Annotated in this window: 13 protein-coding genes; 4 read left to right on the top strand and 9 right to left on the bottom strand. The window is 30.9% G+C overall.

Annotated features, from left to right (window positions below):
• Positions 1–57 precede the first annotated feature (57 nt).
• On the top strand, positions 58–552 hold the full coding sequence (locus tag ACFQ1R_RS02885) for a hypothetical protein (protein WP_379924608.1): 495 nt from the start codon (positions 58–60) through the stop codon (positions 550–552).
• Between the two features lie 5 nt (positions 553–557).
• Here the strand turns inward: ACFQ1R_RS02885 and ACFQ1R_RS02880 are convergent, their stop codons facing one another.
• From ACFQ1R_RS02880 to ACFQ1R_RS02840, 9 genes are all read right to left on the bottom strand, one after another.
• Positions 558–791 (bottom strand): DUF6095 family protein, encoded by a 234-nt coding sequence (locus tag ACFQ1R_RS02880; protein ID WP_379924607.1) that lies wholly within the window; start codon positions 789–791, stop codon positions 558–560.
• Complete coding sequence (gene murQ, locus ACFQ1R_RS02875) at positions 781–1,599, bottom strand: N-acetylmuramic acid 6-phosphate etherase (protein WP_379924606.1); 819 nt, start codon at positions 1,597–1,599, stop codon at positions 781–783. The genes ACFQ1R_RS02880 and murQ overlap by 11 nt, the downstream gene beginning before the upstream one ends.
• Positions 1,600–1,619: 20 nt before the next feature.
• Positions 1,620–2,432 (bottom strand): DUF4249 domain-containing protein, encoded by an 813-nt coding sequence (locus ACFQ1R_RS02870; RefSeq protein WP_379924605.1) that lies wholly within the window; start codon positions 2,430–2,432, stop codon positions 1,620–1,622.
• A 4-nt stretch (positions 2,433–2,436) separates the two neighbouring features.
• The gene (locus ACFQ1R_RS02865) at positions 2,437–4,812 is read right to left on the bottom strand and encodes a TonB-dependent receptor (RefSeq protein ID WP_379924604.1); all 2,376 of its coding nucleotides are present in this window, start codon (positions 4,810–4,812) and stop codon (positions 2,437–2,439) included.
• A 74-nt stretch (positions 4,813–4,886) separates the two neighbouring features.
• Complete coding sequence (locus ACFQ1R_RS02860; RefSeq protein ID WP_379924603.1) at positions 4,887–7,097, bottom strand: NADP-dependent isocitrate dehydrogenase; 2,211 nt, start codon at positions 7,095–7,097, stop codon at positions 4,887–4,889.
• 865 nt (positions 7,098–7,962) lie between these two features.
• The gene (gene rplS / locus ACFQ1R_RS02855) at positions 7,963–8,313 is read right to left on the bottom strand and encodes a 50S ribosomal protein L19 (RefSeq protein WP_379924602.1); all 351 of its coding nucleotides are present in this window, start codon (positions 8,311–8,313) and stop codon (positions 7,963–7,965) included.
• Positions 8,314–8,450: 137 nt separating this feature from the next.
• Positions 8,451–9,128 carry a tRNA (guanosine(37)-N1)-methyltransferase TrmD gene (gene trmD / locus ACFQ1R_RS02850; RefSeq protein ID WP_379924601.1) on the bottom strand — a complete coding sequence of 226 codons (678 nt, stop codon included), beginning with the start codon at positions 9,126–9,128 and terminating at the stop codon, positions 8,451–8,453.
• Positions 9,129–9,161: 33 nt separating this feature from the next.
• Positions 9,162–10,412 carry a hypothetical protein gene (locus ACFQ1R_RS02845; RefSeq protein WP_379924600.1) on the bottom strand — a complete coding sequence of 417 codons (1,251 nt, stop codon included), beginning with the start codon at positions 10,410–10,412 and terminating at the stop codon, positions 9,162–9,164.
• The gene (locus tag ACFQ1R_RS02840; protein ID WP_379924599.1) at positions 10,402–11,712 is read right to left on the bottom strand and encodes a DUF4270 family protein; all 1,311 of its coding nucleotides are present in this window, start codon (positions 11,710–11,712) and stop codon (positions 10,402–10,404) included. The genes ACFQ1R_RS02845 and ACFQ1R_RS02840 overlap by 11 nt, the downstream gene beginning before the upstream one ends.
• A gap of 223 nt (positions 11,713–11,935) precedes the next feature.
• On the opposite strand from ACFQ1R_RS02840, the gene ACFQ1R_RS02835 reads away from it, so the two are divergent.
• From ACFQ1R_RS02835 to ACFQ1R_RS02825, 3 genes are all read left to right on the top strand, one after another.
• Positions 11,936–12,808 carry a DUF6268 family outer membrane beta-barrel protein gene (locus ACFQ1R_RS02835; RefSeq protein ID WP_379924598.1) on the top strand — a complete coding sequence of 291 codons (873 nt, stop codon included), beginning with the start codon at positions 11,936–11,938 and terminating at the stop codon, positions 12,806–12,808.
• A gap of 13 nt (positions 12,809–12,821) precedes the next feature.
• The gene (locus tag ACFQ1R_RS02830; RefSeq protein ID WP_379924597.1) at positions 12,822–13,817 is read left to right on the top strand and encodes a Kelch repeat-containing protein; all 996 of its coding nucleotides are present in this window, start codon (positions 12,822–12,824) and stop codon (positions 13,815–13,817) included.
• A 110-nt stretch (positions 13,818–13,927) separates the two neighbouring features.
• Entirely contained in the window at positions 13,928–14,272 is a 345-nt protein-coding gene (locus ACFQ1R_RS02825; RefSeq protein ID WP_379924596.1) for a DUF4907 domain-containing protein, read from the top strand.
• Positions 14,273–14,275 lie beyond the last annotated feature (3 nt).

Genomic DNA, 14,275 nt, shown 5'->3' with positions numbered 1-14,275 from the left:
TCAAAGCTGAAAGACTAATAGCTTCAAATCAAATTATTTAGTTACTTTAGTAAGCCTATGCAAATCATTATAAATTCTACACTTAAAACACTAGAAAAATCTAAATATTTATTAGATAATTTAAACGACTCTTCATTGAGTGACACATCTGTTTCGCCTTACTATTCTAGCATTGGCACACATATAAGACATATTTTAGATTTTTATGAATGTATTTTCAATATAAATTCAAACAACCAGATTGATTTAACTTCAAGAAGTAGAAATAAGCAAGTAGAATCTGAGTGCAAAAGTTCTAAGCAGTATTTAAATACAATTATTCAAAAGTTGAAAAATTTTGATAAAAATATGGATGAAACTGTTTCTGTTTTTGATGATTTAGGTTTAGGGCAAGTAGAAATACCTTACACTTATGGCGCTTTGTTTTCTCAAGCAAATAGCCATACAATACATCATTATGCCATTATAAACTATATTTTAAATGGCTTGAATTTAGCTATTAAAGACTGTAATTTTGGTTACAATCCAACAACGCTTAAACAACAAGTTTAAATTTGTTATTTCTTTTTAAACATGCTAGCCATAATGGTTTTTATACCTTTAAAAATTAAAAATACAGCCATGGCGCATATTAAACAAGCTACAATTAATAATGGAATGTAAAGTGAATTTTCTTTATCAGAAAGTGCTAACGTCATTAAAATTGGTCCCATAAAAAGACTTAAAAGTGCAAATGCCAATAGTTTAATTCCTTTTACCAATACCGTTTTATCTGTTCTACTAGTTTCCATTATTATAATTTTTTATTGCAGTACGCACGTTTTTATGTGCTATTAATAAGTTTTTTGCTTCTTCTTCTGATATGTTAAGCTCTTGCATTATCATTTTAGTTCCTCTATCAACAAGTTTATTATTACTTAATTGCATGTCCACCATCTTGTTGCCTTTTATGTGCCCAAGTTGAATCATGGTTGTAGTGGTAATCATATTAAGTACTAATTTTTGAGCAGTTCCAGCTTTCATTCTAGAACTTCCAGTAACAAATTCTGGACCTACAATGACTTCAATAGGAAATTGGGCTGTTTGTGATAGCGGACTATTTTTATTGCAAGTAATGCAACCTGTAACAATTTTGTTTTCATTGCATTTTTCTAAGGCCGAAATAACATACGGTGTTGTGCCAGAAGCAGCAATACCAATAACAACATCTTTACTTGAAATTTCATATGATTTTAAATCTTCCCAACCTTGTGTGGTAGAATCTTCAGCAAATTCAACAGCTTTTCGAATGGCAGAATCGCCACCAGCTATTAAACCAATAACTAAATTGTGCGAAACACCAAATGTTGGTGGACATTCAGAAGCATCCAAAATACCCAAACGACCACTTGTGCCAGCACCCATGTAAAATAAACGACCGCCTTCTTTTAGTTTTGAAACAACCATAGTTACTAATTGTTCAATTTGTGGTAAGGCTTTTTCAACAGCTTGTGGGACTAGTTTATCTTCATTATTAATATTACTTAATAATTCTGATATACGCATTGTTTCTAGATGATTGTAGTTTGAATCTTGCTCGGTTGTTTTTGTAAAGCTCATGGTTCAAAAATAAGCAATTTTTATTCTATTATGTAATTGAAAATAGAAACTTCTGAAGCTCTAAAATAACCAAACGGATAATTTTCTGGATTGGTTTCATTTATACAATTTCCTCTTAGCGTTGCTGGTTGTACTTCAAAAGGATCGCCAGATTCATCATTACTTTGCTGCAATAAAATAACCATGTATTCATAAAATCGTTGGGAAACACCATGATTTTGAATAATTAATTCATCGCCTTTTTTTATGTTTTCATTTGAATAAAAAGCAAAAATTTGATTGCCATCTATAAATTTATCATCGTAAACATCAAGACTTAATTTATTTGATTCTCTGTTTATAAATTCAAAAAAGTAATAATTTTTAAAATCTTTTGGGTCGGTATAATATGCTTTTATTTCTGTTTCTTCGCCAGAAAAACCACCATTGTTTTTTTGTTCTACTTTATCTATAGGCACTACAGGTATTAATGTTTCAGTTGCTGTATAAACTTCATTTTTATAAATGATTTTAAGTTTATAAACACCATTAATTTCTGGAATAAATGATTGATTTCTATAGATGCCTGAATTGTTTTCTTCAATAAAATTATAAGTATTATTACGTGTATCAGTTATGCTTACCGTGGCTCCGGTTGCAGGTGGTACATTGGTACTGTAATAAGGTGCGGTAAGTGTTAATTTTATTAATTGATTATTGCCTGATGTTTCTTTAAACCATGTTATTGAAGCATCAATAACCAATCTTGGTGTTGCTGTTTTTAAGTCTAATTCAATTACGTCTTCACAAGTGAAAAGTAGTAGGCAACATGCTATAAATATTATTTTTTTCATGGCTTTAAAACTTAAAATTGTATGATATGGAAGGTACAACGCCAAAAATAGACAGTCTGTAAGCTTCATTTAATTTGGTGTCTTCATTTTGTCCGAATGAGATTGAAGCTGCATTTTTACGATTATAAACATTGTAAATACCAAAAACCCATTGTGTTTGCCAACCTTTAGTTTTTTCAGGTTTAGGAGTGTAAGTTAGTGATACATCTAAACGATTGTACGAAGGTAACTTATCGGAATTTCTAGCATTGTAGGTTGGAATTGTTACATTGTTATAAACATATTGTCCGTTTGGGAAAGTGGTTGGTTGTCCTGTTTGAAATAAAAAATTAGCGTTAAGTTTTAGTTTTTTATTTAAATCGTAATTACTAGTTACAGAAATGTCGTGTCTTTTATCATAAGGAGTTTTGTACCAATTACCGTTATTAATACCTGTTTCGGTAGGTGTTCTTCCTTTGGTTCGCTGTTCAGATTTTGATAGGGTATATGCCAACCAACCTTTAAATTTGCCTTCGTTTTTTCTTAAAAGGAATTCTAAACCATATGCTTTAGCTTCACCATTTAATATAATTTGTTCAATAGCGTTGTTGGCAATTAAATCGGCACCATCAATATAATCAATTCTGTTTTTTACAGTTTTATAAAAACTTTCCAATTCTAAGGAATAGTTGTTATTGTTGAAATTTTTGAAGTAACCAATTGCAAATTGATCGAGTAATTGTGGTTTTACATATTTACCACTTGGTGTCCAAATATCTAAAGGCGTAGGCGAACTTGTATTTGATAGCAAATGTAAATATTGACTCATTCTATTATAACTCGCTTTTAATGAGTTGTTTGAGTTTAGTTGATACGATACTGATAAACGTGGTTCAAGGTTAAAAAAATAGGCAATAATATCACTACGTTTATAAGTTTCAGTACCAATAGGTTCTGCTTTTTCGTATATCTTAAAATCTTCATTAAAAATAACGGCTTGGTTATTTTCATAATTATTTAATTCATCTTGACCTAACCTTAAAAATGAACTAAAACGCAATCCGTAAGAAATAGCTAGCTTGTCAGTTAAGTTTTGTTCAGCATCAATGTAAATAGCGTTTTCAAAAGCAAATTTATCAATTAGTTTAAAAGGGTTAATTCCAGAAGTTTCAGTTGTTGGATTAATTTCACCTGGATTAAACTTGTAGTAAATACTATTTAAACCATATTGTAATTTAAATTTGTTAGAAATATAATGTTTGAAATCGTATTTTAAGTTGAAGTTTTTAATGCCAGAAACCCAATCAAACTCAACAAAGTCTAGTTTTAAACCATAATAATAATCAGAATAAATAAGCGATACATTTGAAAATAATTTATCAGAAAGTAAATGATTCCATCTAAAATTTAAAACAGTATTTCCATAGGTATTATTAAAGGTTTCGTTTATTCTAAATACATCGCGACCAAAATATCCTGAAAGGTATAGGCTATTTCTATCATTTAATTTATAGCTTAATTTGGTGTTTAAATCGTAGAAATAAGCAATATTATCAATATCAAAAAGCGGTAAAAAAAGGTGTGCATAACTAGACCTACCACCAAAAAGGAAAGAACCTTCATCTTTTTTTAATGGACCTTCTAAAAGCAATCTGCTAGAAATCAAACCAATACCGCCATTAGCATGAAATTCTTTACTATTACCATCTTTTTGATAAATATCTAAAACTGATGACACACGACCGCCATACCTTGCAGGAATACCACCTTTGTATAGTTTTAAATCTTTTATAGCATCAGGATTAAAAACCGAGAAAAATCCAAATAAATGTGATGAATTATAAATAGTAGCTTCATCTAAAAGGATTAAATTTTGATCTGCAGCTCCACCTCTTACATTAAATCCAGATGAACCTTCACCCGCATTTGTAACTCCAGGAAGTAAGGTTATTGCCTTAATTATGTCGGCTTCACCAAACACCACAGGAATTTCCTTTATGGTTGAAGATGTTAAACGCGCCACACTCATTTGAGGCGTTTTAATGTTTAGTTTCTCAACATTTTCAGTAATAACAACTTCATCTAAAGCTTCTACTGAATCTGTTAAACTGAAATTTTTTGTGCTATTTTCAGTAAGAACTAAGGTTTCTACTATTGTAGTAAAACCAATGTAGCTGATAATTACTTTGTAAGTTCCTTTTGGTACAGTAATGGAATAAAAACCATATTCGTTTGTTGTTGTTCCTGTATTTAATTCAGGAAAAATAATGCTAACACCAATAAGAGTTTCGTTGTTTTTTTCTTCGGAAACAATACCTTTTAAAGTAATTTTTTCTTGTGCGAATGAAGCTGTAATACTAAAACTAAATAAGAATAGAAAGCATAAAAATAGGTACTTCATCAAAAAGCTTTTTTTTATAAAAGTAAAAAAAAAAGCTCCTTTAAAGGAGCTTTTAGTATAGTATTAATGTTTATTTAACTTAATATACTGTTAAATGTATTACTTGGTCGCATAGCTTGGTTTACTAAAGCTTCATTTGGTTCGTAATAACCACCAATATTTACAGGATTACCTTGAATTTTGTTTAGCTCATCAACAATAGTTGCTTCATTATAGCTTAATTGTTTAGCTATAGGCGTAAATTCTGCTTTTAAATCGGCATCTTTTGTTTGAGCAGCTAAAGCTTCTGCCCAATAAAGCGCCAAGTAAAAGTGGCTTCCTCTGTTATCTAATTCGCCAGCTTTACGCGATGGCGACTTATCATTTTCTAATAATTTTCCTGTAGCTTCATCTAAAGTGTCAGCTAAAACTTGTGCTTTTGTATTGTTGTTTACAGTTGCTAAATGCTCTAAAGAAACAGCTAATGCTAAAAATTCACCTAAAGAATCCCAACGTAAATGGTTTTCAGTAGTGAATTGTTCAACGTGTTTAGGTGCTGAACCACCAGCACCAGTTTCAAATAAACCACCACCATTCATTAAAGGAACGATTGATAACATTTTTGCACTTGTACCAACTTCTAAAATTGGGAACAAATCGGTTAAATAATCACGTAATACGTTTCCAGAAACCGAAATTGTATCTAATCCTTTTATAAGTCTTTCACATGTAAATAGGGTAGCATCTATTGGAGATAATATTCTTAAATATAATCCAGTGGTGTCGTAATTTTTTAAGTATGTGTTTACTTTTTTAATTAATTCAGCATCATGCGCTCTGTTTTCGTCTAACCAAAAAACAGCAGGCGTTTCAGAAGCTTTTGCACGTGTAACAGCTAATTTTACCCAATCTTGAATAGGTGCATCTTTTGTTTGGCACATTCTCCAAATATCACCAGTTTCAACAGTATGTTGTAATAAAGTGTTTCCTGAAGCATCAATAACACTTACAGAACCGTTTGAAGCAATTTCAAAAGTTTTGTCGTGTGATCCATATTCTTCAGCAGCTTGCGCCATTAAACCAACGTTAGGTACTGTACCCATGGTTGTTGGGTTGAAGGCGCCGTGTTTTTTACAAAAATCAATAGTTGCAGCATATATACCTGCATAACTACTATCTGGAATTACAGCTTTTGTATCTTGAAGTTTTCCTGCTGCATTCCACATTTGTCCAGATGTACGAATCATTGCCGGCATAGATGCATCAATAATTACATCACTTGGTACATGTAGGTTAGTAATGCCTTTATCACTATTTACCATCGCTACCGCAGGACCATTTTTAAAAGCAGCGTCAATATCTGCTTGAATTTCGTTGCGTTTTGCATCAGGTAATGTTTGAATTTTTTCAACTAAATTTCCAAAACCATTATTTACATTAACACCAATTGCTTCTAAAGTTTCAGCATGTTTTGCAAATACATTTTTGAAAAATACTTTTACAGCATGACCAAAAATAATAGGATCGCTCACTTTCATCATCGTGCCTTTCATATGTAATGAAAACAACACGTCATTAGCTTTAGCATCTTCAATTTGAGCTTCTAAAAAGCTAACCAACGCTGTTTTACTTAATACGGTAGCATCAATTATTTCGCCTTTTTGTAATTTAAAACTATCTTTTAAAACAGAGGTAGTTCCGTTATTATCTGTATGAACAATTTTTATAGTTGTAGCTTCAGGAATGGTTACAGATTTTTCGTTGTGAGCAAAATCACCAGAACTCATCGTTGCTACATGTGTTTTAGAATTGCTAGACCAAGCACCCATAGAATGTGGGTTCTTTTTAGCATAATTTTTAACTGCTTTAGGTGCGCGTCTATCAGAATTACCTTCACGTAAAACAGGGTTTACAGCACTACCTTTAATTTTGTCATAACGCGATTTAATATCTTTTTCAGCATCGTTTGAAGCCTCATCAGGATAATTAGGAATTGCAAAACCTTGTGTTTGTAATTCTTTTATAGCTGCTTTTAACTGCGGAATTGAAGCACTAATATTTGGTAATTTAATAATGTTAGCTTCTGGGCTTTTTGCTAGTTCACCAAGTATTGCTAAATCATCAGAAACACGTTGATTATCATTTAAAAAATCTGGAAAAACGGCTAAAATTCTTGCTGCTAAAGAAATGTCTTTAGTTTCAATATTTATACCAGACGACTTTACAAAAGCTTTAACTATTGGTAAAAAAGAACGTGTGGCAAGCGCAGGAGCTTCATCGGTTTTTGTATAGATAATTTCAGACATTAATGTGACGTTTTTTATATTATTATTTAACTATAAATTGGTTTTACGAAGTACGATAACGTTTTCGCGGTGCGAATATACAAAAATTGCGTTTTATTACTGTTTAAAAGCTAATTGAAAAGCCGTTAAAATGTTAAGATTTAAGAGAAATTCAAAAAAAGTTTGAACCAATACGAATTTATTAATAAACTATTGAAGAAGTTGTAAAAAACAAAAGCCATATCACTGCAGAAATTTATCTACTTTGACATGGCTTTCTTTGAAATAACATAACTTAATCTAATTAGTATTTCTACTAAATCAATTTAACCCTTAAGTTTAAATTTTTTCAATTTAAGTGCTATTATTTCAACGAAACATTCTTGTAATTTTCAAAATGTATTGACTTATTACCTAAATGTTTCAGATAATTGTTTTTCTTGATGCCATTAATCTTTCTTTTTCGCTATTAACGATAAATGAGTTTAACGCATTGCTTTAATTGTAACAACATACTTTTCAGATTTGTTGTTTTTTCAAGCTTTCAATTACACTAGTTGCCAATTACTTTCATACTTGGTACTTTTTATAATATCTTGGTTTTTTTACTTCCACATACTTACATATGCTGTAATTAAACCTCAAAAAACAATTTTTAATAAAGAACGTTACCTTACCAAGAAACTAATTCAAATTCATTTTTTACATGAAACCAGTTTTACCTGTATTTGTTTCTTGTTACTAAGATAAGATATTAAATCCAATAAATGAAAATATTTAACATTTTAGTTTTCAACCACTTGTGAACCATAGTTATTAACTTTTGTTAATAAAAAAAGCCTTGAAATTTTCAAGGCTTTTTAGTTGCTTTCGCAATACGCTGTTATTAATGTCTACGCTCTTTAATTCTTGCTTTTTTACCAGTAAGACCTCTAAAGTAGTAAATTCTAGCTCTACGTACTTTACCACGTTTATTAATTTCAATTTTTTGTAATGCAGGTAAATTAACTGGGAAGATACGTTCTACACCAATAGTACCAGACATTTTTCTGATTGTAAAAGTTTCTGATGAACCAGATCCTCTTTTTTGAATTACAACACCTCTAAAAAACTGAGTACGAACTTTTTCGCCCTCTCTAATTTCATAGTAAACTGTAATTGTATCTCCAGCTCCAAACTCTGGAAAATCCTTTTTCGCTACAAATTCGTTTTGTACAAACTTTATTAAAGATTCCATATCTTTATGTTTATTTAATATTAATTCGAAACAACATTCACGATTCTCGCCAGAGGTTAACCCGAAATTGGCTGCAAATATAGTTAAAAAGTAAAAAGTAAAAAGTAAAAAGTAAAAAGTTTTTTAAAATTTTCTATTTAGTCTTCCAACAAATCTGGTCTGCGTTCTTTTGTACGTTGGTAAGCTTGTTCTTCGCGCCATTTTTCAATTTTTGGGAAGTTGCCACTAAACAAGAGTTCTGGCACTTGCCAACCTTTATACTCGCGTGGTTTTGTGTAAATGGGTGGTGCTAGTAAATTATCTTGAAACGAATCGGTTAGGGCAGAGGTTTCATTGCCTAAAACACCGGGTATTAACCTAATGATGGCATCACATAGTACGGCAGCTCCTAACTCGCCACCAGATAGTACATAATCGCCAATTGATATTTCGCGGGTTATAAAATGATCGCGCACGCGTTGGTCTACACCTTTATAATGGCCACATAAAATGATGATGTTTTCTTTTAGTGACAGTTGGTTGGCAATACCTTGTTTTAGAGTTTCGCCATCGGGTGTCATGTAAATTACTTCATCGTATTGTCGTTTTTCTTTTAAAGCAGAAATGCATTTATCAATAGGTTCTACCATCATTACCATGCCTGCGCCACCACCAAATTGGGTATCATCAACAGATTTGTGTTTGTCTGAAGTATAATCGCGTAAATTATGAAAATGTACTTCTACCAAATTAGCTTCGATAGCGCGTTTTAAAATGGAGGCTTCAAAAGGGCTTTTAAGTAATTCTGGTAAAACGGTAATAATATCTATGCGCATGGTTCTGTTTTAAGAAATGCAAAGATAATTGAATTAATCAATTTTTCTTTTTACAAACCAAATACCTTCTAAACTTAAGTTTAGTGATACTAAATGATAATTTTCTTTTATTAAACCGTTGGTTATTTGTCCTTTGTTACCATAGGTATATCCAACATTTATCATAGAGCTTGTGCCATTATTTAGCGGTATGCCAAATCCTAAATTAAACCCTGAATTTTGTATACGTTGTTGGTTTACTACTAAATTACCATTGTTAAAACTATAACCTAAACGGTATTCTAAATTATTGAAGAATTTAGACATTTTTTTTTCAGCAGCATATTGAATACCAATTCCAAAAGCATCTTGGTCTACATACGTGCCTAGTTGATCTGTTTGGGTTGTGTTGCTCCAATAGCTTTTTTTATAATCTACATTAATATTAAAATATTTTTTAAATGATGTTTGTAACCCAAAACCAAGTTCTAAAGGAAGTTTGAAAGCATCAATTGTGGTTTCGGTGTTTTCGGTTAAATCGGTTGTCGACTCTAAGGTATATAGTGTAATGGTGCTCGATTTATTTCCATTAAGGCTTGTTGGTAAATTAATTGTAGCACCAACCGATGTGTTTTTTAAAACATCATATTGAAAACCAGTGCCTACACGAAAGCCAGAATAGTTATTTACATCTTCAATTACAAAGGAATTGTTGGGTAAATAATTTGTTTCGGTTTCTGTTATTTGACCAAATAAAACTGAAGCTGTAATGCCTAACCTAAATTTATTTGTGAATGCATAACCGTAGTTTAACTTTAAATCGTTTATGCCACCTTTTCCATTTATATTGGTAATAAAAATACCGTTACTGCTACCTTCAATATTTGTTTCAATACCAGAAATACTGTAACCAACATTGGTTAACGGTAAAAGTGTAATACCAAAAGCAGATTGCTTGGTTACAGGAAAAGCCAGTGCTATGTTTGAAAAATTAGCTATAATATTAGAATTTCTATTACTTCTTTCTGAAATTAAATTGGTTTGTGTTTTTAAACCGAAATCAAAAAAGAAGGAGTTTTGAAGCATGCTACCAAATGATGCTGGGTTAGAATTATTAATAAAGGTTTTTGATGGCATTGCAATACCAAAACCACCCAAACCATTTAAAGTTCCTGTTGTTGTTTCATTACTTAACCCCAAACCATAAAGTGAATAAGGCGAACTAGAAAGCTGATTAGTTTGTGCGATTGCTTGTATTGAAACCATTACCAATACAAAACAGGGTATTATATACTTAGTTATCATAAATAGCATAGGTTAATTCGAGTTTAGATTTTACTGTAGTTGAAGCTGCTTCACCATTAAAAATGTAGCGGTTTACAGATTGATTAAAATCTTTTGGAAAAATTGCCAAATACAAATTGTCGCCATTTAAACTTGTAAGCTTCATGTTTAAAAAGTATTTAACAGGAATGGTGTAGGTTGTAATATTAAATTCATCATCTTCATTTTCAATTAATGCTAAAACGGTTTCGCCTTGTGTATCTGTTAAAGTGCCTACAATAGTTGCCTTTTTATCAATAATATAAACGTTTAAAGAATCGTTAGTATGAAGCTTTTTTGTAGCAGAATTTTGCTTTAGCGTTAGCTTTATGTTAGCATCTATAATAATACCTGTTCCAGGTATATCATAAAGTGTTTTTAGGTTTGGTATATCAATTCTAGTTGCCATTCCTGTACCTGCTTGCATAAATGTTGTATTGCTTGTAGCGGTGCTTGATAAATAATTTTTCTGATTTGTAAGCGATTCAAAAACAGTATTTTGAGTGATACTTGATATGTTGTGAAAACTATTTGTAGCATCAAAAGGCAAATCTAATGTGAGTGATGCGTTTGAAAGTTCATCTTTATCGGAATAATAAATTCTAACAAAACTGCTTTTTAAAAAGCCTAATATGGCTGTGTTATTTGCATCAGGTTCAATAAGTAATCCTTTGTATGCTTTTAAAAATTCATCTGAGTTGTTTATTTTATTATCTCTTATTTTTTCAAATAATGTTTTACCAAACGAGTTACTTAATGTAACATGAAGCGAATCGTCTTTTTTAGGTTTTGCAATAAAACTTTTAGAACCTATTGTTGTGCTATTTGTGGTAATATTGGTCGTGTTGTAATAGCTTGTAGCATCATCATTTGGTTCAATATCATCTAAAACTTGATAAATATTTATTTTTTGAACAGGTATGGTATCGTTATAAAAATAGTTATCGTAGTTTAGAATAAGTGCAATAGAATCGAAAGCTGTTGTATTATCTAAATCGTAAGTATAGTTTGTAAGTTGCGCATAAGTTTTACTTTTTGTGAAACCAAAAACAGGATCGGTATAAGCACCAATTAGTAACCTGCTTGTGCTTGAAACTGCAATGGAATCAAACTTAAAGGTTGCGTTTTTTACCGATAATGTATCAATAAAATACACCTTTGTATCTAAATCAACCCAATCTTCACCTACAGGATAATCTTCATTGTCTTTTTCACAAGATGTAAATAATGCACACAAGACAATAATAAAAACAGGTATTGTAATGGCTTGTTTTAAGGTCATAATTTTTTTTTGAGCGAACTTAATTAAACACCTTTCATCCCTAAAATTAGTTATACCAAGTCTGTATTTTAATATGCCAAATGGCTAATTGTTACTACCAATTTTGGTTTTTAGTGTTTGTCTTAAAAAAATAAGTGTTTGTATAGACTATTCCTTAGAACAGCTATTATCTTTTTATTTATTACATGTTAAAAATAGATTTGACAAAATTTTTATTTGATACATGAAGAAAATTATCATGGTAGCTTTTATCATTTCGGTTGGAAACAAAACATATGCGCAGTTAAGTGAAAACTTAGCATCGTTTAATTATGGCTTAGCACCAATTGGACATGATGATATTGATTTTTATAAAACAGATTTTAAATTTAATATACCAACTACGTTAAAAAAAGGTGTATTAACAAATAGTTTAGGTTTTAATAATTATCGTTTTAATTACACAACAGATTTTAGTTTTTCAACCGAGGCTATTTCAAATCTTTATGATATAAGTTATGGGTTAAAATACCAGCTTCCAATTACCAAAACATGGTTATTAACTACCAGTGCCAAAGCAGCTATAGTATCTAATTTAACAAACGCAGCTACCAAAAACGATTTACTTTTTACAGGCGATGTATTTGTAGCAAAAACCTTAGGAAACGAAGAAAACCCCGAAACATTAACCCTAGGTTTAAGTTACACAACTATTACAGGAAAACCTAGTTTACTACCAACTGTAAGTTACACAAAACAGGTAACTAATAAATTTTCATTCGGAGTTGGCTTTCCAAAAACCTTTGCCAATTATACAATTAACGCTATAAATGCCATTCAATTGGTGTTTTTGGTTGATGGTTTTTATGCTAATTTAAATGATAAAATAAGGGTAAATCAAACTACAAATGCTGATAAAATTTCCTTTTCATCAACGTCTTTAGCTTTAGCTTATAATTATGAAATGGATGATTATTGGGGTATTTCCTTCAAAGGCGGTTATGCATTTTCTAATAAGTATAAGTTGCTTAACAGTGATGATGCTCTAGTATTTAATTTCAATACCACATCAAAACCTTTTTTCTCAGCAGGAATAACATTCAATTTAAAAAAATAAAAAAAAATAAATTATGAAAAACAATAAAACAAGCTTTATAGCCATATTAATTATTTCAATTAATACAATCACTTTTTTAAGCTGCTCATCTGATGATTCAAGTGAAGATAGAGGAAACTGGCAAGAACGTTCAGTATTTGATGGAACACCAAGAAGTAATGCTATAAGTTTTACAATTGGCGATTTTGGCTATATGGGAACTGGTTATAATGGTGATGATTACCTAAATGATTTTTGGCAGTATAATATAGAAGGTAATTATTGGGTGCAAAAAGCCGATTTCCCTGGTGTTGGTAGAAGTTCTGCTTCTGGGTTTGCTATAGATGATAAAGGTTATGTAGGTGTAGGTTATGACGGTGATGACGAATTGGGCGATTTTTGGGAATACAATCCAAACACAAACATTTGGACACAAAAAGCCAATTTTGGTGGCGGTGTTAGGCGTGCTGCAGTAGAATTTGGTGTAAATGGAATGGGTTACATTGGTACAGGAAATGATGGTGATAATGATAAAAAAGATTTCTGGAAATACAATCCACAAACCGATGTTTGGTCTGAACTTGTTGGTTTTGGCGGAGAAAAAAGAATTGATGCTACAACATTTGTTATTAATAATAAAGTGTATTTAGGAACAGGTGTAAGCAATGGTTTGTATAAAGTTGATTTTTGGGAATTTGACCCAACAACCGAGGTTTGGACACGAAAAAAAGATTTAGATGAAGAGGATGATTATATAATAACCCGATCTAACGCCGTAGGATTTAGCATCAACGGTTTAGGATACATAAGTACAGGTTATTATGGTGGCGCTATAGGCACAACTTGGGAATACAATCCATTATTAGATACATGGGAAGAAATAACAGCTCTAGAAGCAACCGTTCGTCAAGATGCTGTAGCTTTTTCTAACGGCAGTAGAGGATATGTGTTGATGGGCAGAACTGGAAGTTTGTATTTAGATGATATTTATGAGCTATATCCTCAAGATGATTATGATGATGAAGATTAACAATTAAAAAATTTGTTTGATTAGTAGTTTTTTTGGAGAAATCCAAAGCACATGCTCTTCTTTAAAACATAAAATGAGTGCTTTGGGTTTCTTTTTTTAATTTTAAGTTGATGAATAATAAAGTAAAATATAGTATTGCCTTTTTACTAATTTTAAGTGTTGTTTTAGTTTTTTTTATTGTGAAAAACACAAGGTTTTCTAGTAAAGCAGAAATTTTTAAAACAGCTGTATATCAAACCAATGCAGGTTTTGGTTATAGTATAAGTTATAATGATAAGCTATTAATAAAGCAAGACTATATTCCAACTATTCAAAGCAATCAGTCTTTTTGCACCTATCAAGATGCCGAAAAAGTAGCCAATTTAGTCAAGAAAAAATTGAACAATAATATAAATCCAAAAATTACACTTTTAGAGTTAAAACAACTCGGTATTCAATTAAACTGTATAAATTAGTAT

The organism is Mariniflexile jejuense, assembly GCF_042675665.1.
GTDB lineage: Bacteria > Bacteroidota > Bacteroidia > Flavobacteriales > Flavobacteriaceae > Mariniflexile > Mariniflexile jejuense.
The sequence above is the reverse complement of the archived record's forward strand: the minus strand, read 5'-3'. Positions and strand labels throughout refer to the sequence as shown.